Source organism: Edaphosphingomonas fennica (genome assembly GCF_003034225.1).
GTDB classification, from domain to species: Bacteria; Pseudomonadota; Alphaproteobacteria; order Sphingomonadales; family Sphingomonadaceae; genus Sphingomonas_E; species Sphingomonas_E fennica.
Genome location: NZ_PHHF01000039.1, coordinates 1 through 21,212, shown reverse-complemented (window position 1 = coordinate 21,212; position 21,212 = coordinate 1). Strand labels below are relative to the sequence as shown.

The 21,212-nt window shown below is 66.9% G+C and carries 20 protein-coding genes; 15 read left to right on the top strand and 5 right to left on the bottom strand.

Annotation, left to right across the window (positions count from 1 at the left end):
- Positions 1–51: 51 nt before the first annotated feature.
- Together CV103_RS08760 and CV103_RS08755 are read left to right on the top strand one after the other, a co-directional pair.
- Positions 52–1,686, top strand: coding sequence for an ATP-binding protein (locus CV103_RS08760; RefSeq protein ID WP_413818447.1), 1,635 nt, complete (start codon positions 52–54; stop codon positions 1,684–1,686).
- Between the two features lie 151 nt (positions 1,687–1,837).
- Positions 1,838–2,704, top strand: coding sequence for a zinc-ribbon domain-containing protein (locus CV103_RS08755; RefSeq protein WP_107394672.1), 867 nt, complete (start codon positions 1,838–1,840; stop codon positions 2,702–2,704).
- Positions 2,705–2,797: 93 nt separating this feature from the next.
- Here the strand turns inward: CV103_RS08755 and CV103_RS08750 are convergent, their stop codons facing one another.
- On the bottom strand, positions 2,798–3,787 hold the full coding sequence (locus CV103_RS08750) for a choice-of-anchor A family protein (RefSeq protein WP_107394671.1): 990 nt from the start codon (positions 3,785–3,787) through the stop codon (positions 2,798–2,800).
- 182 nt (positions 3,788–3,969) lie between these two features.
- Positions 3,970–5,175 carry an LL-diaminopimelate aminotransferase gene (locus tag CV103_RS08745; RefSeq protein ID WP_015458538.1) on the bottom strand — a complete coding sequence of 402 codons (1,206 nt, stop codon included), beginning with the start codon at positions 5,173–5,175 and terminating at the stop codon, positions 3,970–3,972.
- 97 nt (positions 5,176–5,272) lie between these two features.
- On the opposite strand from CV103_RS08745, the gene CV103_RS08740 reads away from it, so the two are divergent.
- From CV103_RS08740 to clpS, 3 genes are all read left to right on the top strand, one after another.
- Complete coding sequence (locus CV103_RS08740) at positions 5,273–7,051, top strand: PHA/PHB synthase family protein (RefSeq protein ID WP_107394670.1); 1,779 nt, start codon at positions 5,273–5,275, stop codon at positions 7,049–7,051.
- A gap of 165 nt (positions 7,052–7,216) precedes the next feature.
- On the top strand, positions 7,217–8,152 hold the full coding sequence (locus CV103_RS08735) for a phasin family protein (RefSeq protein WP_070935102.1): 936 nt from the start codon (positions 7,217–7,219) through the stop codon (positions 8,150–8,152).
- Positions 8,153–8,458: 306 nt separating this feature from the next.
- The gene (clpS, locus tag CV103_RS08730; RefSeq protein ID WP_084653559.1) at positions 8,459–8,812 is read left to right on the top strand and encodes an ATP-dependent Clp protease adapter ClpS; all 354 of its coding nucleotides are present in this window, start codon (positions 8,459–8,461) and stop codon (positions 8,810–8,812) included.
- A gap of 255 nt (positions 8,813–9,067) precedes the next feature.
- On the opposite strand, the gene CV103_RS08725 is transcribed toward clpS, so the two are convergent.
- Positions 9,068–9,598, bottom strand: coding sequence for a CHAP domain-containing protein (locus tag CV103_RS08725; protein ID WP_107394669.1), 531 nt, complete (start codon positions 9,596–9,598; stop codon positions 9,068–9,070).
- A gap of 133 nt (positions 9,599–9,731) precedes the next feature.
- Positions 9,732–11,036 carry a metal-dependent hydrolase family protein gene (locus CV103_RS08720; RefSeq protein WP_107394668.1) on the bottom strand — a complete coding sequence of 435 codons (1,305 nt, stop codon included), beginning with the start codon at positions 11,034–11,036 and terminating at the stop codon, positions 9,732–9,734.
- Positions 11,037–11,183: 147 nt separating this feature from the next.
- Between CV103_RS08720 and CV103_RS08715 the strand changes: the two genes are divergently transcribed.
- A complete protein-coding gene (locus tag CV103_RS08715; RefSeq protein WP_015458544.1) occupies positions 11,184–11,465 on the top strand; it encodes a DUF3297 family protein in 282 nt (93 codons plus the stop codon).
- 169 nt (positions 11,466–11,634) lie between these two features.
- Positions 11,635–12,177, top strand: coding sequence for a hypothetical protein (locus CV103_RS08710; protein ID WP_015458545.1), 543 nt, complete (start codon positions 11,635–11,637; stop codon positions 12,175–12,177).
- Between the two features lie 89 nt (positions 12,178–12,266).
- Here CV103_RS08710 and CV103_RS08705 read toward each other — a convergent pair whose 3' ends face one another.
- The gene (locus CV103_RS08705) at positions 12,267–13,592 is read right to left on the bottom strand and encodes an MFS transporter (protein ID WP_015458546.1); all 1,326 of its coding nucleotides are present in this window, start codon (positions 13,590–13,592) and stop codon (positions 12,267–12,269) included.
- Positions 13,593–13,808: 216 nt separating this feature from the next.
- On the opposite strand from CV103_RS08705, the gene cyoA reads away from it, so the two are divergent.
- The 8 genes from cyoA to CV103_RS08665 form a co-directional block, all read left to right on the top strand.
- Complete coding sequence (gene cyoA, locus CV103_RS08700; protein WP_107394667.1) at positions 13,809–15,014, top strand: ubiquinol oxidase subunit II; 1,206 nt, start codon at positions 13,809–13,811, stop codon at positions 15,012–15,014.
- 35 nt (positions 15,015–15,049) lie between these two features.
- Positions 15,050–17,053, top strand: coding sequence for a cytochrome o ubiquinol oxidase subunit I (gene cyoB / locus CV103_RS08695; protein WP_107394680.1), 2,004 nt, complete (start codon positions 15,050–15,052; stop codon positions 17,051–17,053).
- A gap of 4 nt (positions 17,054–17,057) precedes the next feature.
- On the top strand, positions 17,058–17,690 hold the full coding sequence (gene cyoC, locus CV103_RS08690) for a cytochrome o ubiquinol oxidase subunit III (RefSeq protein ID WP_015458549.1): 633 nt from the start codon (positions 17,058–17,060) through the stop codon (positions 17,688–17,690).
- Positions 17,687–18,082, top strand: a complete 396-nt coding sequence (gene cyoD, locus CV103_RS08685) for a cytochrome o ubiquinol oxidase subunit IV (protein ID WP_015458550.1) — start codon at positions 17,687–17,689, stop codon at positions 18,080–18,082. Before cyoC ends, cyoD begins: the two co-directional genes overlap by 4 nt.
- Positions 18,079–18,864, top strand: coding sequence for an SURF1 family protein (locus CV103_RS08680; RefSeq protein WP_015458551.1), 786 nt, complete (start codon positions 18,079–18,081; stop codon positions 18,862–18,864). The genes cyoD and CV103_RS08680 overlap by 4 nt, the downstream gene beginning before the upstream one ends.
- Positions 18,861–20,198, top strand: coding sequence for an ATP-binding protein (locus CV103_RS08675; RefSeq protein ID WP_015458552.1), 1,338 nt, complete (start codon positions 18,861–18,863; stop codon positions 20,196–20,198). Before CV103_RS08680 ends, CV103_RS08675 begins: the two co-directional genes overlap by 4 nt.
- The gene (locus tag CV103_RS08670) at positions 20,195–20,731 is read left to right on the top strand and encodes a response regulator transcription factor (RefSeq protein ID WP_015458553.1); all 537 of its coding nucleotides are present in this window, start codon (positions 20,195–20,197) and stop codon (positions 20,729–20,731) included. Before CV103_RS08675 ends, CV103_RS08670 begins: the two co-directional genes overlap by 4 nt.
- Before the next feature lie 169 nt (positions 20,732–20,900).
- The coding region (locus tag CV103_RS08665; RefSeq protein WP_281258470.1) for a 1-deoxy-D-xylulose-5-phosphate synthase N-terminal domain-containing protein at positions 20,901–21,212 on the top strand (312 nt) is incomplete at its 3' end.

Genomic DNA, 21,212 nt, shown 5'->3' with positions numbered 1-21,212 from the left:
TCGTCCGCGCCGTTGGCTAGCGAAGGCAGGGGCTGCATGAACGATATGGCGATGGGATTCCGCCCCGTGGAGCGGGCGGCCGGCAACGGCGCGGTGGAGATCGGCCGGCTGATGGAGATTGCCGGTTCCTCCTCGCAGATCAGCCTCGACGGGCAGATGCTGGCATCGTTGCAGAGCGATCCCGATCCCAGCATCGCCATGGCCGGCCAGGTCGGCAGCCAGGTGAAGATCCGGGTGGGCCAGCGCTGGCTGATCGCCAATGTCCGCGCGCTGCGCCTGGCCGACGCGGACAGCGACCTGATCCTGGGCCATGTCGATTTCCTGGGCGAGGGCGAGGAGGATCGCTTCACCGGCCGGCTGCTCAACTTCCGGCGCGGCGTCACCCGCTATCCCACGCCCGGCAGCCGCGTCTATCCGGTGTCGAGCGCGGACATGAAGCAGATGTATGCGGCGGACGAGCGCGCCCATATCGAGATCGGCACGATCTACCCGACCGAGGATATTCGCGGCGCGCTTTACGTCGATGCGCTGCTGGGCAAGCATTTCGCGCTGCTGGGCTCCACCGGCACCGGCAAGTCGACCTCGGCGGCGCTGATCCTGCACCGCATCTGCCGCAGCGCGCCCGAAGGCCATATCGTGATGATCGACCCGCATGGCGAATATTCCGCCGCCTTCAAGGGCACGGGCGAGATCTTCGACGTCGACAACCTCGCCATGCCCTATTGGCTGATGAACTTCGAGGAACATGCCGAGGTGTTCGTCACCTCCACCGGCGCCGAACGCCAGATGGACCGCGACATCCTCGCCAAGTGCCTGCTCGCCGCCCGCGCCAAGAACCGCGCGGCCGAGGGCATTTCCAAGCTGACCGTCGACAGCCCCGTGCCCTATCTGCTTTCGGACCTGTCCAACATCATCCAGACGGAAATGGGCCGGATGGACAAGGCCGGCGGCACCGCCCCCTATCTCCGTCTCAAGACCAAGATCGACGAGATCAAGGCCGATCCGCGCTACGCCTTCATGTTCTCGGGCATGCTGGTGGCCGATACGATGGCGCAGTTCCTGTCGCGCATCTTCCGCCTGCCGGGCTATGGCAAGCCGATCTCGATCATCGACGTGTCAGGCGTGCCCAACGAGATCACCTCCACCGTCGTCGCGGTGCTGGCACGGATGGTGTTCGATTATGCCATCTGGTCGCGCGGCGAGGCGCAGCGGCCGATCCTGCTCGTCTGCGAGGAAGCGCACCGCTACATCCCGTCGGACCGGGTGACGACCGGCGCCTCCGTGCGCACCATCCTGGAACGGATCGCCAAGGAAGGGCGCAAATATGGCGTGTCGCTGGGCCTCATCACCCAACGGCCGTCGGACCTCGCCGAAGGCGTGCTTTCCCAGTGCGGCACCATCATCGCCATGCGCCTGAACAATGATCGCGACCAGGCCTATGTGAAATCGGCCATGCCCGAAGGCGCGCGCGGCTTCCTCGATTCCATCCCGGCGCTGCGCAACCGCGAGGCGATCATCTGCGGCGAGGGCGTCGCCATCCCGATCCGCGTCTCGCTGGACGATCTGGAGCCGGAAAAGCGGCCCGCCTCCACCGATCCGGTCTTCTCCGAACTGTGGACCCAGGTGGGGGGGGAGGACCAGATACTCGGCCGCGTCATCCGCCGCTGGCGCAGCCAGGGGCGCTGATCGCGGGCAAGGGCATGCCGGGCCGGCCACGGGGCCGGCATGCGCGCCATGATGTGCCGGGCGAACCACGGCCGGATCGGCTGTAACCGCTTGCCAGCGCCCCTTCGCACGTGTCTAGTCGACGCGGCATCAACCATAGACCAAGCGCCCGATGATCCTGATCTGCCCAGCCTGCAACACCCGCTATCTGGTTCCGGACACGGCTATCGGCCCGGAAGGACGCCAGGTGCGCTGCGCGTCCTGCCGGCATAGCTGGTTCCAGGAAGCGCCCGCGCTCGCCGCCCGGGAAGAGGCGGCCCCCGAACCCGTGCTGGCCCAGGCGGCGGCGGAAGCCGCGCCGGCCGGCGATGCGGGGGCGGATGAGCCCGCGGCCGCCACCGCCCATCCCTTTCCGGCAGCCGCCGCGCCCGGCGAGCCGGCGCCCGAACCGGCGGCACCCCCGTCCTTCGCGGCCGGCGCCCGCGCGCCGCAAGCCGAGCCGGCCGATGCGCCCGCCGCCGATCCGGTCACCGTCTATGGCGAGGACGAGGCGGCGGCGGAGCCCGACGGCTTCGATCCCTTCGCCCATCAGCCGCCCTTCACGCCCCGGCGCAATCCGGCCAAGCTGTGGACGCTGGTGGCGGTGATCGCCGCCGTGCTGATGCTGGCCGCCACCGGCGCGCTGGTCGCCTTCGGCCCGCCGGACATCGCCCAGCGCATCGGCCTGGCCCGCGCCTCCGAAGGCGTGCCGCTGATCATCGAATCCACCCGCACGCCGGAAAGGCGGCCGATGGCGAGCGGCAACGAGCTGTTTTCCGTCACCGGCCGGATCACCAATCCCACCGATCAGGTGCAGCCCGTGCCCGATATACGCGCCAACCTGCTGGATGCGCAGGATCGCGTGGTCTTCGCCTGGACGATCGCCCGGCCGATCGCCCGGCTCCAACCCGGCCAGTCGGTGGACTTCAACGGCGCGGTGCTGGACGTGCCGCAGAACGCCAAGAATCTGGACCTCAGCCTGGACGCGCCGACCCGCTGAGGCGGCACCGGCCGCGCAGCAAAAAGGGCGCCGGGATCGATCCCCGGCGCCCTTTTCGTTTCAGGCGTTTCGTTTCCGGATCGGGGGCAGACCTCAGGCCAGCACCGCGCCTTCCCCGGCCGCCTTGCCGAAGCGCGCCCGGCGCAGCATGCCGCCGATCAGGCCGAAGCCGGCGATCATCATCGCCCAGCTGGCGGGTTCGGGCACCGGCGCGGATACCGGCGGATTGGTCACCAGATCATAGCCGGTGAAGCGGCCCACATAGAATTCGGAATTGCCGGTGATGTTGTTAGCGACCAGCGATCCGAAGAACCCTCCCCAACCCAGCGTCGCATCGGCGCCGGGGGCCAGCACGTTGCCCGCCCAGCTGCCGCCGAAGGTGAGCGCCGTCGCATCGCTGAAGTTGAACAGCAGCGACGAGGCCAGCCCCGCCGACTGGTTCACGATCGTCTGGCCGTTGATCGTGTAGGCGCCGTTCCCGCTGAGCGCCGCCGCCGCGCCGCTGACATTGAACACGGCGACCGATCCTTCGGGAATGAACACCGAAAAGCCGCCAGAGCTGCTGAGCTGGCTGGTCGTCAGGTTGAAGACGTTCACCGCCGCGTCGGTTCCGGTGAAGGTGAGGCTGTGGCCGTTCGAAGTGATCGCGCCGTTGGCGGCAAGGCCCGACAGCGAGGCGGAAAGATTCTGGAGGCGCGTCGCCTCGCTGGCGAAATTCACGGGCACCGGCGCGTTCTGGGTCGCCACGCCATTCGCCACCGTCAACCCCGAGGCCGTGATGGCGCCGCCCGCCACCGCATCGCCATGGAAGACCGTGCCGCTGGCATAGACGATATTGCTGCCGGCCACCAACGAGGCGCCGCTATAGCCCGCGCCGAGATCCTTGCCGACGCTGAAACCCTGGACATTGACGTTTCCGCCCGCGGCCAGGGAGCCGTTCACCTCGGTCCAGGCGGACGTGAAATTGCCAAGCGCGAACACGTCGTAATCCAGGGCGGTCCCCGCCTGCGCATTCCCCGTGCCCGCCAGAGCGAGCGCGCCGCAAGCCAGCAGCGCCGCGCGCCGAATCATCGTGATAGCCATGTGCCTAACCCCGCAACGAAAATGGCCCAACAGGGGCCGAACCCGGAATCGGCCGTAGCACGACCGACGTTTCGGGTCATGTGGGGTTTACGCGCGCGTAATCCAATTTCGGGACAATATGGATTCTATGTAACGTCCGGCGGCGGGCGATGCCGCCGCCGGACGCCCGATCCGTCAGCCGATCAGCCCGCCTTGGCGCCGGCGTTGACGCCCATGCTCTGCAGATAGCGCTTCACGTTGCGCGCGGCCTGGCGGATGCGCTGTTCATTCTCCACCATGGCGATGCGGACATGGCCCTCGCCTTCCTCGCCATAGCCGACGCCCGCCGCCACGGCGACGCCGGCATGGGTGAGAAGCTGCTTGGAGAATTCCAGGCTGCCGAGATGCGCCAGCGCCGGCGGCAGCGGTGCCCAGGCGAACATCGAGGCGCGCGGCGTGGGGATTTCCCACCCCGCCCGGCCGAAGCTTTCGACCAGCACGTCGCGGCGGCGGCGATACAGCTCGCGATTCTTCTCGACGATATCCTGCGGGCCGTTGATCGCGGCGACGGCCGCCGCCTGGATCGGCGTGAAGGCGCCGTAATCCAGATAGGACTTCACCCGCGTCAGCGCCGCGATCAGCGTCTTGTTGCCGACCGCGAAACCCATCCGCCAGCCCGCCATCGAATAGGTCTTCGACATGCTGGTGAACTCGATCGCGACATCCTTGGCGCCGGGCACCTGCAGGATCGAGGGCGTCGGGCAGCCGTCATAATAAAGCTCGGAATAAGCAAGGTCGGAAAGCACCCAGACCTTGTTCTCCTTCGCCCAGGCGACGAGCCGTTCGTAGAAAGCCAGGTCCACCACCTCCGCCGTGGGGTTGGAAGGATAGCCCACCACCAGCACCGAAGGCCGGGGCACGGTGAACTTCACCGCGCGATCCAGCGCCTCCCAATAGCGTTCGTCCGGCGTGGTCGGCACGGAACGGATGGTCGCGCCCGCGATGATGAAGCCGAAGGTGTGGATCGGGTAGGACGGGTTGGGCGCCAGCACCACGTCGCCCGGCGCGGTGATCGCCTGGGCGAGGTTGGCGAGGCCCTCCTTCGATCCCAGCGTCACCACCACTTCGGTATCGGGGTCCAGCTCCACGCCGAAGCGGCGGGCATAATAGCCCGCCTGGGCGCGGCGCAGGCCGGGAATGCCCTTCGACGCCGAATAGCCATGGGCATCGGGCTTGCGGGCCACCTCGCACAATTTGTCGATCACGTGCGGCGGCGGCGGCAGATCCGGGTTGCCCATGCCGAGGTCGATAATGTCCTCGCCCCGCGCTCGCGCCGCTGCCCGCATCGCATTCACTTCGGCGATAACGTAAGGCGGCAGACGCTTGATGCGGTAAAATTCCTCGGACATGTCTTCCTCTATTGGCGGCCGGGCGGGGATCGCCCACTATCGCCAGCTACGGCCTATAGGCCGGATAGGTGCGGACCAAAAGAAAGGATGCGTGCGGATGGCCGGGCAAAGCGCGAATGGCGGCGACAACGCCTTCCCCTTCGCGCCGGCGAATCTGGCCGACATGCAGCATTGGACGGGCGTGATCGGCCGCCTGCAGCAGATGATGCTGGAACATGCCGCCGGCGCGATGGATGCCGCCGCCCAGGCCGGCGAGGCGATGGCGCATCCGCCGCAGGCGGCGCTGCTGGCCGATCCCGCGCGAATCGGGGGGGCGCAGGCCGATTTCTGGAATGACAGCCTCCGGCTGTGGCAGCGTTTCCTCGCGCCCGCCGGGGCGGCGCCGGAACCGTCGCAGGCGGACAAGGACCGCCGCTTCGCCGCCGCGATCTGGCGGGACAATCCGTTGTTCGACCTGATTCGCCAATCCTACCTGCTGATCGCCGATCACATGCTGAAGGGCGTGGACGCGCTCAACGGGCTGGAGCCCAGGCAGCGCGATCAGCTGCGCTTCGCCACCCAGGCCTTCGTCGATGCGGTCAGCCCGTCCAACTTCGCCTTCACCAACCCGCAGGTGATCGAGAAGGCGATCGAGACGAACGGCGCGAGCCTGATGAAGGGGCTCGAGCATATGCTGGCCGATCTGGAGAAGGGCCAGCTCACCCACACCGATCCGAACGCCTTCGAGCTGGGCCGCAACATCGCCGCCACGCCGGGCAAGGTGGTCCACGAAACGCCGCTCTACCAGCTGATCCAATATATGCCGACGACGGGCAAAGTGCTGGAAACGCCGCTCATCATCTTCCCGCCCTGGATCAACCGCTTCTACATCCTCGATCTCAACCCGGAGAAAAGCTTCGTCCGCTGGGCGGTGGAGCAGGGCCTCAGCGTGTTCGTCGTCTCGTGGAAATCGGCGGACGAAAGCCTCGCCGGCACGACGATGGACGATTATGTGCTGAAGGGGATGCTGGACGCGATCGATACGGTGCGCGCCGCCCTCGATGTCGAAAGCGTCCACGCCATCGGCTATTGCGTCGCCGGCACCAACCTCGCAGCCCTGCTCGCCTATCTCGCCGCCACGGATGCCGCGGGCAAGGTGGCCAGCGCCACCTTCTTCACCGCCCAGGTCGATTTCTCCCGCGCGGGCGATCTCAACCTGTTCGTCGATGACGGCCAGCTCGAGCTGATCGGCCAGCTCGCCGGCGACAAGGGCTATCTGGACGGGCGCTTCATGGCGCTGACCTTCAACCTGCTGCGCGGGCGCGACCTGATCTGGTCCTATGTCGTCAACAATTACCTGCTGGGGCAGGAATATCCGCCGTTCGACCTGCTCTACTGGAACGGGGACACGACCAACCTGCCTTATGCCTGGCACCGTGCCTATCTCGAGGATCTCTATCGCGACAACAAGCTGGTGCGGCCCGGCGCGATCGCGGTGGGCGGCGTGCCGATCGACCTCACCACGGTCACGACGCCGGCCTATGTGCAGGCGGGGCGGGAGGACCATATCGCGCCGCCGGCCAGCGTGTGGATGATCACCGAGCATTTCGCCGGGCCGCTGCGCTTCGTGCTCGCCGGTTCCGGCCATATCGCCGGCGTGGTGAACCCGCCCTCCTCGGGCAAATATCAATATTGGACCGGCCCGGCCAAGGCCGCCTCGCTCGACGATTTCCTCGCCGCCGCGACCGAGACCAAGGGCAGCTGGTGGCCGGACTGGATCGCCTGGCTTCGCGCCTTCGGCACGGGCGAGGTGCCGGCCAAAGGCGCGCGCATCCCCGGCAAGGGCCGGCTGAAGGCGATCGAGGACGCCCCCGGCCGTTATGTGCGGATGCGTTAGACGGGCTTGCCGTAGCGGCCGGCCGGAATCACGATTCCGGCCGGTTATGCCATATTACTCCGCATAATCATCGGCTTGGCCAAATTATGCTGCACTGCACAATGACCTTGATTTGATCGCTGCGATTGCGTATTGTGCATCGCAACATCGAACGAGGTCCATCCAATGTCCGATACGCCGGCGACACGGAAGCGCAAGCATTCCACCCAGGCTCCGGTGCCACCTGCCGAGGCAGTGGCGGCGGCGCCGGAATCCAAGCCGGCCGAGGAGGGCGTTGACGGCGCCGTGGCGAAACCGGTCAGCGAGGCGGCGGACGCCGTCGCCGAACTCGCCGTCGCCACGCCGCCGGAAATGCCGGCCGATCCCGTGATCGATGTCACCGCCGCCAAGGCTTCGGCCCCGGCGGCCGATCCGGCCCCCGCGACCGCGGTGGCCGTTCCGACGCGCAAGGCCAAGGCTGTCGCGCGTAGCCCGAAGGCGAAAGCCGCCGGGAAGCCCGCGACCCCGCTTCCGGTCGCCAAACCCCGCCGGGTCACCCGCGCCTCCACCAGGCGGGCCGCCCCGGCCAAGACGGCCGCGAAGACGCTGCCCATAAAGGCCATTTCCGCTCCGGCCCTCGGGACCGCGGCGGCGCAGAAAGGATATTTCGATATGCTGAACCCGACCGAGACGACCCGGCAGGCCGCTGAAAAGGCGCAGGCCTTCTTTGCCGAAGCGAATGAGAAGGCGAAGGCCGCGTTCGAGAAGAGCAGCAAGTTCGGTGAGGAGTTCACCGCGCTTGCCAAGGGCAATGTCGAGGCGCTCGTCGAATCGGGCAAGCTCGCCGCCAAGGGCGCCGAGACGCTGACCCAGGAAGCCGCCGAATATGGCAAGAAGGCGTTCGAGCATGCCTCGACCACCTTCAAGAGCCTGGCGGCCGCCAAGAGCCCGACCGAGCTGTTCCAGCTCCAGAGCGAATATGCCCGCACCTCGTTCGACAGCGCGGTGGCGGAAGCCTCCAAGCTCAGCGAGGCGTGGATGAAGCTGGCCGGCGACGTCTTCCAGCCGCTGTCGAACCGCTATGCGGTCGCGGCCGAAAAGCTGAAGACCGCCGCCTTCTGATGTCCGGCGATCCGGGCGAGGCCTGAGCGCCCCGCCCGGATCGCGGAAAATCCGTGCCGGCCCGTGGAGCCGGAACGGTTGCGGCACCGCTCCTCCCTCCCACCCCACTCGCCGAGAAGATGGGATGGAAGCGGGGATCGGTGCCGATCCGGCGTAGCTGGGGAGTATTCCAGCAAGCGGCCGTCCCGGAACCTTCCGGGGCGGCCGTTTTGCCGTGGGGGTTATGCGGCCGGATACCATGCCGCGCCCTTGCCCTTCGCGGCGGCGATGCCATATTCTGTGTTCACCGACATGACGGAAGATATGATGAACGCAGGCGTGCGCAGCGATATTCGTGCGATGGCGGGCAAGGACGAGGAAAACGGCACCGGCCTCGGCGTTGCCACGCGCACCCGCACGCGCACCAAGAAACCCCAGCCCTACAAGGTGCTGATGCTGAACGACGATTACACGCCGATGGAATTCGTCGTCCTCTGCCTGCAGCGTTTCTTCCGCATGAGCCTGGAGGACGCCACCCGCGTGATGCTTCACGTCCACCAGAAGGGCGTCGGCGTGTGCGGGGTGTTCAGCTATGAAGTCGCGGAAACCAAGGTCAGCCAGGTGATCGATTTCGCCCGGCAGAACCAGCATCCGCTGCAATGCACGCTGGAAAAGGCCTGATCGCGGCGGATCGGCAGCGGCAAAACGCCCCCCAGGCATAGCTCGTCGCCTCAGGCGACAAGCTCTCACCCATCATTCCCGCGAAAGCGGGAGCGCAGGCCAGCGATGCGGTTGGTTCGATAGCTCCCGACACAATGGATTCCCGCCTGCGCGGGAATGACGAGGTGTGGGGGCGAAAGCGGGGAACCCGATACTGTCGGGGGCTGAGGACGGACGACGACAGGAAATAGCCGCGAAGCCCGCGGCCCGAGGCGCTCAGTCGTCGTTCTTCACCATCTCGGCGCCCGTCGCCATCATCGCCTTGGCGGCTTCGGCGGCGGCGTAGATGAAGCCGTTGGTGGGATAGGCGGTCATGCCCAGGCCGCGGCTCGGCCTCCACCAGACGCGCACCTTGCTCCAGTCGCCGGCCTCGGACACGTCGACGGCGGTGACATCGCGTTCCACCTGGCCGCGGCGGCCGTTGATGATCGACCAGTTGGCGTGGGTGAGCTTCACGGTGCGGGCATCGACCACCTCGCTCACGGTCGCGACGTGACCGGCGGGCATCGCCCGGAAGGCGCGGAAGGACAGCACCGATCCCACCTTGGGGGTCTGGCCGCGCTGATATTTGCCGGCGGCCTGCGCCCACCAGTCGGCCGCGCGGCCGAAAAGCTGGATACCGGAGATCATCCGCGCGAAGGGCGCGCACTGCCAATATTGGCTCTGGGCGGCCGCCGGCGTCGCGGTCGGCGTCATCGACGCCAGCAGCATCGCGGCCATTCCGACCCAGAAGGATGTGCGCATCATTTAAGTCCCCGCGTGTCCCGTCGCCTTGCTAGGCGGTCTTTGTGCGTCGCGGAAAGACCAGAAAGTTAACAAAACCGGCCTTCTGCGGCGGGCCGCGCTCACCCGGCGACGAGTTGAGCGCGGGCCCGGCCGATCAATCCTCCTGCTTGAACACCTCGCCGCCCTTCATCACGAAGCCGACCGTCTTCAGCACCTTCACGTCGGCCAGCGGATCGCCCGCCACCGCGATCAGGTCGGCCGCCTTGCCCGGCTCGATCGATCCCACCTCGTCCTTGAGGCCGAGCAGGTCGGCCGCGTTGACCGTCGCCGCCTGGATCGCGCCCATCGGGGTCAGCCCGTGCTTCACCAGCCATTCGAACTCGTCGGCGTTGCGGCCGTGCTTGGAGACGCCGGCATCGGTGCCGAAGGCGATCTTCACGCCGGCCGGCACCGCTTTTTCCAGCGCCTTGCCGGTGATCGAGATCCGCCAGTCGATCTTGGCGCGGACGGCGGGCTCATAAGCGTTGGGATCGGCGGCGATCCGTTCCAGATAGCCGTTCACGGTGGAGAGCGTCGGCACGTAATAAGCGCCCGTCTTGCGGAAGGCGGCGATGTCCGCATCGTCCATCAGCGTGCCGTGCTCGATCGAATCGGCGCCGGCGGCGAGCGCCAGCGCGATCCCGTCCGCGCCATGGGCATGCACGGCCACCTTCTTGCCATACATGTGCGCCGTCTCGACGATCGCCTTCGCCTCGTCGTCGAACATCTGCTTGCCCAGCCCCGCGCCGATGCGGCTGTTGACGCCGCCGGTGGTGGCGATCTTGATGACGTCCGCCCCCCGGCCGATCTGGATGCGCACCGCGTGCCGGCAGGATTCGACGCCGTCGCACAGATTCTCGGGCGATCCGGCATGTTCGCGCAGGTCGTCGTTCAGGCCCAGCCGCTCGTCCATGTGGCCGGACGTGGTGGAGATCGACATGCCGGCATCGACGATGCGCGGCCCGACCGCCCAGCCCTGCCGGATCGCATCGCGCAGCGCCAGCGTCACGCCCGAGCCGTCGCCCAGGTTGCGGACGGTGGTGAAGCCGGCGTTCAGCGTTTTGCGGGCGTTCCAGGCGGCTTCATAGGCATGCATCGGCACGCCTTCGGTGAAGCTCGCCAAAAGCCCGTCCTTGCCCGCTCGATCGGATTCGAGGTGGACGTGGGAGTCGATCAGCCCAGGCAGGACATACCGATCCTTGAGATCGATCAGCCGGGCGCCGGCCGGTGCCGCGACGAAGCCGTCGCGCACCTCGGCCACCTTGCCGGCGCGCACGACGATGGTGGCGTTGCGACGCGGCGCCTGGCCCGGACGATCGAGCAGGGTGCCGGCATGGATCACGGTATCGCCGGCCTGCGGATCGGCGAAGGCGGGCGCGGCCACGAGCATCGCGGTGGAAACGGCCAACAGCAAACGCATGAAATCATCCCCCTTTTCGGTTATATCGCCTTGTTTATCGCCTCTCCGCGCCCAACGCCATGGCGTGCGGGAGGCGACGCGCGGATTGAAAAGCGCCCCGCCCCCCGGCTATGGCGCGCGCCGATCCCTTCAACGAAAGCCCCTGCCATGTCCGATACGCCCCCCGATCGCCTGTCGACCAATCCGAAGAGCCCCTATTTCGATGCCGATGCGCTCCAGCGCGGCGTGGGCATCCGCTTCAAGGGCGCGGAAAAGACCAATGTCGAGGAATATTGCGTGTCCGAAGGCTGGGTGCGCATGGCCGTCGGCAATTCGCGCGACCGCCACGGCAATCCGATGACGATCAAGGCCAGCGGCCCGGTCGAGCCCTATTTCCGCGACGTGACGGAAGGCGGCGAATCCGCCGAGGCAAGCCCTTCGGACAACTGATCGACTCGTCTTTGAATCGCTTCGGCGCATCGCAGGCCCTGCGATGTTGCATCGCAACAGAAAAAATGTTCCCCTTCGATCCGCTTCGCGGGTCCGCGGTTAAGCTCCCGGCAATCACCGGGGCGCAGGATCATGGGCCTGTAGCGTAGTGGACCGAGGGGGTTGGCATATGGGCACCCAGGCGAGACCGGCAGACGGGGCGATGGCCCTGGCCGAGATGAAGGAGTTTGCGGGCTTTCCCGCCGGCACCCAGCGCTATATCCGCCGATCGCTCGATATCGGCCTCGATCGCGAGAATGCGATGGTCCGCTGGTCGCGCGACATGGTGGAGGCCGCCAGCATCCGCGCCCAGATACGCATCTATGAGCGGCTCGACACGATCCGCGCGCTGGTGCCTGACGATAGCGGCCTCGACGCGGTCGAGCCCTTCTTCGCGCCGCTGGTGATCGTATCGGCCTTCGATCTCGGCCAGGATCGGCTGCCGGCCTTCTCCGCCTACCGCTTCCTCTACGAACGGCTGATCGGGGCGCATGTCCGCCCCTGGCTGCCGGGCGCCTTCTGCGCGGCCGCCGCCCTGCCGCATCTCCACCCCGAAAAGCGCCGGCTGCTGCTCCAGTCGATCAGCGAGGCCGCCGCCACCGCGCCCGGCTGGTCCAGCCGCGAACCCTGCTTCTTCCCGGAATGGGTGGAAAAGGTGGAAAGCCTGGCCTGATCGGGCCGGGCACGCATTCCCGGAAAAAGAGAAGGGCGGCCCCGTCGGAGCCGCCCTTTCCAGTTCCCGAAGAACCGGAACCAGCCGAATCAGCGCATCGTCTGCGCCAGTTCCTTGTTGATCCACAGCGCCAGCAGCGTGCACACCGCGCCCGACAGCAGATAGGCGCCGGCCGCCAGCAGGCCGAAATTGCTGGCGAGCAGCAGCGCCACCAGCGGCGCGAAGCCCGCGCCCACCAGCCAGGCGAGATCCGACGTCAGCGCCGATCCGGTATAGCGGTTGGCGGGCGAGAAGCTGGAGGAGACCGCGCCGGAGGACTGGCCGAAGGCGAGGCCCAGCAGGATGAAGCCCAGCACCATGAAGGCCAGCTCGCCCAACTCGCCGCCGTTCAGCAGCTGCGGGGCGAAGCCGCTATAGGCGGCGATGGCGGCCGCGGAGAGCGCCAGCAGCGTGCGGCGGCCGACGCGATCGGCGATCAGCCCCGAAGCGATGATCGCCACCACGCCGAAGCCCGCGGCGATCGCCTCGATCACCAGAAAGCGATCGGGCGCGTTCTGGGTGTAGAGGAATACCCAGGAAAGCGGGAACACCGTGACCATGTGGAACATGGCGAAGCTCGCCAGCGGGGCGAAGGCGCCGATGATGATCGTGCGGCCTTCCTCGCGCACCGTCTGCATCACCGGCGCGGGCTCCAGATCGCGATTCTCGTAGAGGCGGGCATATTCCGGCGTCACCACGATGCGCAGCCGGGCGAACAGCGCCACCACGTTGATCGCGAAGGCGACGAAGAAGGGATAGCGCCAGCCCCAGGCGAGGAAATCCTCCGCCGGCAGCACATAGACGAAGAAGGCGAACAGCAGGCTGGCGACGATCAGGCCCAGCGGCGCGCCGAGCTGCGGGATCATCGCATACCATCCCCGCCGGTTCTGCGGCGCGTTGAGCGCGAGCAGCGAGGGCAGGCCATCCCAGGCACCGCCCAGCGCCAGCCCCTGGCCGAAGCGGAACAAGGTGAGCAGCAGGGCGGCGGTGGCGCCCATCTGCTGGTAGCTGGGCAGGAAGGCGACCGCCGCGGTCGACCCGCCGAGCAGGAACAGGGCGATGGTGAGCTTGACGCCCCGGCCGTAGGCGCGGTCGATCGTCATGAACAAAAGCGATCCCAGCGGCCGGGCGATGAAGGCCACCGCGAAGATCGCGAAGGAATAGAGCGTGCCCGTCAGCGGATCGACATAGGGGAAGACCAGCTTCGGGAACACCAGCACCGAGGCGATGGCATAGACGAAGAAATCGAAGAATTCCGACGTCCGCCCGATGATGACGCCAATCGCGATCTCACCCGGCGAGACATGGCTGTGCCGCGAGTTGATTTCGCTGAGATCGCGCTCCGCGGTTCTGGAGCCAACCATCTCTGCACTCATCAAACACTCCCAAACCAAGCGCGCGCCTGATCGGCGTTGGGCCGTCCGCGTGGACCGGCCGCCGCGTTTCTGCCAAGCTGGCGTTTCGGCCAAGCACGAATCGCCCGCGACGGAAGCGCCGCAGACTTTACGCCTCTTTGCTTCCGTTCGCGAACAAGGGGATTGGACAAAATGTCCTATGTCGTTTGCCGCGTCGCAGCACTAGGCGCCCGGACCATGAACCAGCCAGCCCTTTTCCCGGCGCGGGCCATGCGCGCCGCGCGTTCCGGTGCCCTGATCGGCGCCGTCGTCGCCCTTGGCGCCCTTCTCGGCGGTTGCAACGCCGTGGTGCTCGATCCCGCCGGCGACGTCGCGAAGCAGCAGGCCAACCTGGTCGTCATCTCGACGGTGCTGATGCTGCTGATCATCGTGCCGGTGATGGCGCTCACCGTGCTGTTTGCCTGGCGCTACCGCCAGTCCAACAAGGAAGCGCGCTACGAGCCGGAATGGGATCACTCCACCCAGCTCGAGCTGCTGATCTGGGCGGCGCCGCTGCTGATCATCATCTGCCTAGGCGCGATCACCTGGACGAGCACCCATTTGCTCGATCCCTATCGCCCGGTCTCGCGCGTGGCGAAGGACCAGCCCGTGCCCGCGGACGCCCGGCCGCTGGAGGTCGAGGTGGTGGCGCTCGACTGGAAATGGCTGTTCATCTACCCCGAATATGGCATCGCCACGGTGAACGAGCTCGCCGCGCCGGTCGATCGCCCGATCAATTTCCGCATCACCTCCTCCTCGGTGATGAATTCCTTCTACATCCCCGCGCTGGCCGGCCAGATCTATGCGATGCCGGGGATGGAAACGAAGCTGCACGCCGTGCTCAACAAGGCCGGCAATTATGAAGGCTTCTCCGCCAATTACAGCGGCGCGGGCTTCTCGGGCATGCGCTTCCGCTTCCACGGCCTCGACGATGTCGGCTTCGCCGCCTGGGTCGCCAAGGCGCGCGCGGAGAAGGACCGGCTCGACCGCAAGGCCTATCTGGAGCTTGAGCGGCCGAGCGAGAACGTGCCCGTCCGCCGCTTCGCCGCGGTCGACGCCGATCTCTACGACGCGGTCGTCAACATGTGCGTCGAGCCCGGCAAGATGTGCATGAGCGAGATGATGGCGATCGACGCCAAGGGCGGCCTCGGCAAGGAAGGCATCCGCAACGTCCGCCAGCTCACCTACGACAAGCATGCCCGCCGCGGCGCGGTGCTGGCGCCCCAGCCGATGATGGTGGGCGCGGTCTGCGCCCCGCCGCAGCCGGTGAAGCAGGCGGCGGCCGAAAGGCCCGCCCCCACCGGCGCGCCGCTCACCGGCGCCGGCCTGCCGCGCCCCGGCGTGATCGGCGGGCCGCCGCGCGCCTCCGCCGACGCGGTCGTCCCCCGCGCGAACAATAGCTGATTGCCCCGGAAATCCTGATGACGGTCGAGTCCACCATGGAAAACCAATATGCCGCGCTCAGCCCGATCTTCGGTCGCCTGTCGCTGGAATCGCTGCCGCTGCACGAACCGATCCTGGTCGCGACCTTCGCGGCCGTGGCGCTGGGCAGCATAGCGCTGGTCGGCGCGCTCACCTATTTCCGGCTCTGGGGCTATCTCTGGAAGGAATGGTTCACCACCGTCGATCACAAGCGGATCGGCATCATGTACATGATCCTGGGCCTGGTGATGCTGCTGCGCGGCTTCGCCGATGCCGTCATGATGCGCCTCCAGCAGGCGATGGCGTTCAACGGGTCCGAAGGCTATCTGACCGCGCACCATTATGATCAGGTGTTCACCGCCCATGGCGTGATCATGATCTTCTTCGTGGCGATGCCCTTCGTCACCGGCCTGATGAACTATGTGGTGCCGCTGCAGATCGGCGCGCGCGACGTTTCCTTCCCCTATCTCAACAATTTCAGCTTCTGGATGACGACGGCGGGCGCCGTGCTGGTGATGTTCTCGCTGTTCATCGGCGAATTCGCGCGCACCGGCTGGCTGGCTTATCCGCCGCTGTCCAACATCGGCTACAGCCCGGATGTCGGGGTCGATTACTATATCTGGGCGCTGCAGATAGCGGGCGTCGGCACATTGCTGTCCGGCGTCAACCTGGTGGCGACGATCGTGAAGATGCGCGCGCCGGGCATGTCGATGATGAAGATGCCGGTCTTCACCTGGACGGCGCTGTGCACCAACGTGCTGATCGTGGCGGCCTTCCCGGTGCTGACCGCGGTGATGGCGCTGCTCTCGCTCGATCGCTATGTCGGCACCAACTTCTTCACGAACGATTTCGGCGGCAGCCCGATGATGTACGTGAACCTGATCTGGATCTGGGGCCACCCGGAGGTCTACATCCTGATCCTGCCGCTGTTCGGCGTCTTTTCCGAAGTCACCTCCACCTTCACCGGCAAGCGGCTGTTCGGCTACACGTCGATGGTCTACGCCACGGTGGTCATCACCATCCTGTCCTACATCGTGTGGCTGCACCACTTCTTCACGATGGGATCGGGCGCCAGCGTCAACAGCTTCTTCGGCATCACCACCATGGTGATCTCGATCCCCACGGGGGCCAAGCTCTTCAACTGGCTGTTCACCATGTATCGCGGCCGCATCCGCTTCGAACTGCCGATGATGTGGACGGTGGCGTTCATGCTGACCTTCGTGGTCGGCGGCATGACCGGCGTTCTCCTTGCCGTGCCGCCCGCGGATTTCGTGCTCCACAACTCGCTGTTCCTGATCGCGCACTTCCACAACGTGATCATCGGCGGCGTGCTGTTCGGCCTGTTCGCGGCGATCAACTACTGGTTCCCCAAGGCCTTCGGCTTCCGGCTCGACCCCTTCTGGGGCAAGGTCTCCTTCTGGGCCTGGGTGGTGGGCTTCTGGCTGGCCTTCATGCCGCTCTACGTGCTCGGCCTGATGGGGGTGACGCGGCGGATGCGCGTGTTCGACGATCCCTCGCTCCAGATCTGGTTCGTGATCGCCGCCTTCGGCGCCGCCCTGATCGCGATCGGCATCGCCGCCATGCTGGTGCAGTTCGCCGTCAGCTACCTGAAGCGCGACCAGCTTCGCGACACGACGGGCGATCCGTGGAACGGCCGCACGCTGGAATGGTCCACCTCCTCGCCGCCGCCGGACTACAACTTCGCCTTCACGCCGGTGATCCACGATCTCGATGCCTGGTATGACATGAAGAGCCGCGGCTATGTGCGTCCCACCGGCGGCTACCGGCCGATCCACATGCCGAAGAACACCGGCACCGGCGTGATCCTGGCCGCGCTCAGCCTCGGCTGCGGCTTCGGGCTGGTCTGGTATATCTGGTGGCTGGCGGCGCTGAGCTTCGCGGGCGTGCTCGCGGTCGCGATCGGCCACAGCTTCAACTACAAGCGCGATTTCTACATTCCTGCGGAAACCGTGGAAAAGACGGAAGACGAGCGGACGCGCCTGCTCGCGGCGGGAGCATAAGATAATGGCCGACACCAGCCTCACCATGACCCAGTCGGGCGCGCCCCGCTTCCACCTGGAGGAGGAGCATCACCACGCCGAAGGCGGCAGCACGATGCTCGGCTTCTGGATCTACCTGATGAGCGACTGCCTCATCTTCGCGATCCTGTTCGCCTGCTACGGCGTGCTCGGCGGCAATTACGCCGCCGGCCCCTCGCCGCGCGACCTGTTCGATCTGCCGCTCGTCGCGCTCAACACGACGATGCTGCTCTTCTCCTCGATCACCTACGGCTTCGCCATGCTGGCGATGGAGAAGGGCGCGATCGGGCGGACGCAGGGCTGGCTGGCCATCACCGGCCTGTTCGGCGCGGCCTTCCTCGGCATCGAGCTCTACGAGTTCGCGCACCTGATCCACGAGGGCGCCACGCCCCAGCGCAGCGCCTTCCTCTCCTCCTTCTTCACGCTAGTCGGCACCCACGGCCTCCACGTCACCTTCGGCATCGTCTGGCTGGTGACGCTGATGGTGCAGGTGGCGCGGCGCGGGCTGATCCCGGCCAACCGCCGGCGGCTGATGTGCCTCAGCCTGTTCTGGCACTTTCTCGACGTCATCTGGATCGGCGTCTTCACCTTTGTCTATCTGATGGGAATGCTGCGATGAGCACGGACGCCCACGGCGATCATGCCGGCCACCACGAGGATCATGGCCATGGCGACGCGCACGGCCACGGCACGCTGCGCGATTACGTAACCGGCTTCATCCTCGCCGCGATCCTGACGGCCATTCCCTTCTGGCTGGTGATGACGGACGCGCTGGGCGACAACCAGCTCACCGCGCTCGTCATCATGGGCTTCGCGGTGGCGCAGGTGGTGGTCCACATGATCTACTTCCTCCACATGAACGCACGGTCCGAAGGCGGATGGACGATCATGGCGCTGATCTTTACTATCGTCCTCGTCGTCATCGCACTGACGGGATCGCTGTGGGTGATGTACCACCTCAACACCAACATGATGCCCATGTCGCCGCACGACATGAGCCAGATGCCTTGACCGCCGCCGGCGCGGGAGAGGACATAGCAAAGCACAAGAACGGGAAATCGGGCCGGTCCGCCGCGTCGCTCGCGCTCATCGGCCTCCTCGTCCTGCTGGGGGTCGCGGGCCTTGCGGGGCTGGGCCTCTGGCAGGTGCAGCGGCTCGCCTGGAAGGAGGCGCTGATCGCCCGGGTCGATGCCCGCGTCCACGCCGCGCCGGTGCCCGCCCCCGGCCCCGCCGCCTGGGCCGGCATTTCAGCCGCCGGCGACGAATATCGCCGCGTCGCCCTCCACGGCCGCTTCCGCCACGATCGCGAGACGCTGGTGCAGGCCGTCACCGATCTCGGCAGCGGCTATTGGGTGCTCACCCCGCTTGCCGACGACCGCGGCTTCACCGTCCTCGTCAATCGCGGCTTCGTGCCGCCCGACCGGCGCGATCCCGCCACCCGCGCCGCCGGCAACCCGGCCGGGCCGGCCAGCGTCACCGGCCTCCTCCGCATCACCGAGCCCAGGGGCGGCTTCCTGCGCGGCAACGATCCCGCCGCCGATCGCTGGCATTCGCGCGATGTCGCCGCCATCGCCGCCGCCCGCCATCTGCGGCCAGGCCCCATCGCCCCCTATTTCATCGATGCCGATGCCGCGCCCAATGCCGGCGGCTATCCCGTGGGCGGGCTCACCGTCGTCCGCTTCCCCAACAACCATCTCCAATATGCGATCACCTGGTTCGTGATGGCGCTGCTGCTGGCGGGCGCCGGCGCGGTCGTCGCCCGGCAGGAGATGCGCGCGCGGCGGGCCGCATGAACGCCGTCTGGGACAAGGCGCGCATGGCGATGGCGCCGGTGGAAGGGCCGGCGTCGATCGGCGTCAACAACATGCTGCTGCTGCTCCAGCTCCGCTGGATCGCGGTGCTCGGCCAGCTCGGCACCATTGCCGTCGTCCATGGCGTGATGGGCATTCCGCTGCCGCTGGGGCCGTTGCTGCTGATGCCGGCGCTGCTGATCGCCATCAACCTCCTGAGCCGCCCCTTCCTGCGCGAGCGCAAGCACGTCACCAATGGCGAGCTGTTCAGCGCCTTCCTCGTCGATGTCGCGGCGCTGACCTGGCAGCTCCACCAGACGGGCGGCCTCACCAATCCCTTCGCCTGGCTGTTCCTGCTCCAGGTCGTGCTGGGCGCGATCCTGCTCAAGCCCTGGTCGAGCTGGGCGATCGTCGGCGTGACCACGCTCTGCCTCGCCTGGCTGATGGGCCATTATCGCCCGCTGGCCCTGCCGCCCGGCCATCAGGACGACCTGTTCGGCCTCTATCTGCAGGGCGGGCTGGTCTGCTTCGGCCTGATCGCGATCCTGCTGGTGGTGTTCGTCACCCAGATCAGCCGCAACCTGCGCGAACGCGATGCCTCGCTCGCCGATGTCCGCCAGCAGGCGGCGGAGGAGAATCACATCGTCCGCATGGGCCTGCTCGCTTCCGGCGCCGCGCACGAGCTCGGCACGCCGCTCTCCTCCCTGTCGGTGATCCTGGGAGACTGGCAGCGCATGCCGGAGCTCGCCGGCAATCCCGATCTCGCGCAGGACATCGCCGACATGCAGGCCGAGGTGCAGCGCTGCAAGGCGATCGTCAGCGGCATATTGATGTCGGCGGGCGAGGCGCGCGGCGTGGCGCCCGCCGTCACCACCATGCGCCGCTTCCTCGACGATATCGTCGCGGACTGGCGATCGAGCCGGCTGGCCGGCACCGTCGACTATGACGATCGCTTCGGCGCGGACGTGCCGATCGTCTCCGATCCCGCGCTGAAGCAGGTGATCGGCAACGTCATCGACAATGCGGCCGAAGTCTCGCCCCACTGGATCGGCATCGTCGCCCGGCGCGAGCAGGATCTGCTGGTGCTTTCGGTCAGCGATCGCGGCCCCGGCTTCAGCCCGGACATGCTGAACGGCTTCGGCCAGCCCTATCGGTCCAGCAAGGGGCGGCCGGGCGGCGGGCTCGGCCTGTTCCTGCTCGTCAATGTGCTGCGCAAGCTCGGCGGGCGGGCGGAGGCGCAGAACCGCCCCGGCGGCGGCGCCACCGTCACCATCATGCTGCCCTTGTCGGCCATCGCCTATGCGCCGAAGGAATCCTCTCGGGAGATCGCGCCATGACCGGCCCGGAAAGACTGCTGGTGATCGTGGAGGACGATGCCGCCTTCGCCCGCACGCTCCGCCGCTCCTTCGAACGGCGCGGCTATGCCGTGCTGTCCGCCGCCAGCCATGACGCGCTGGTGGCCCTGCTCGCCGATCACGATCCCGGCTATGCCGTGGTCGATCTCAAGCTTGGCGGCGCTTCCGGCCTGGCCTGCGTGCAGGCACTCCACGCGCATGATCCGGATATGCGGATCGTCGTTCTCACCGGCTTCGCCAGCATCGCGACGGCGGTGGAGGCGATCAAGCTCGGCGCCTCGCACTATCTCGCCAAGCCTTCCAACACCGACGATATCGAGGCCGCCTTCGATCGTGCCGACGGCGACGCCGCAACCCCTGTCGACGGCCGCCAGACATCGATCAAGACGCTGGAGTGGGAACATATCCACCAGACGCTGGTGGATACCGACTTCAACATATCGGAAGCCGCCCGCCGGCTCGGCATGCATCGCCGCACGCTGGCGCGGAAGCTGGAGAAGCGGCAATTGCGCTAAAGGCGTGCCGGAAAGCGGCCGCCTTCGTATCCGAAAGATGTTTCAGGCTTGTTGCGATGGATTCGCATCGTTGCGGCAAAGCATCATGATGGAAAAATCGGACGAGCCGAAGTGAGATTGGGCCGGAAAGTGGCTCGACAATCGCTATTTAATATGATGGCATCAGCCTATGTCTGATCGCCCTCGGACCCCGCTTCTCGATCTGGTGCGCACACCGGATGAACTGCGGCGATTGAGCCCCGATCAACTTGCCACCCTTGCGACCGAGTTGCGTGCGGAGATGATATCGGCGGTGGGTGTGACGGGGGGGCATCTGGGGTCTGGCCTGGGCGTGGTGGAGCTGACGGTGGCGCTCCATTATGTGTTCGACACACCCAGGGACGTGCTGATCTGGGACGTGGGCCACCAGGCCTATCCGCACAAGATATTGACCGGCAGGCGCGATCGCATCCGCACCTTGCGGCAGGGCGGCGGGCTTTCG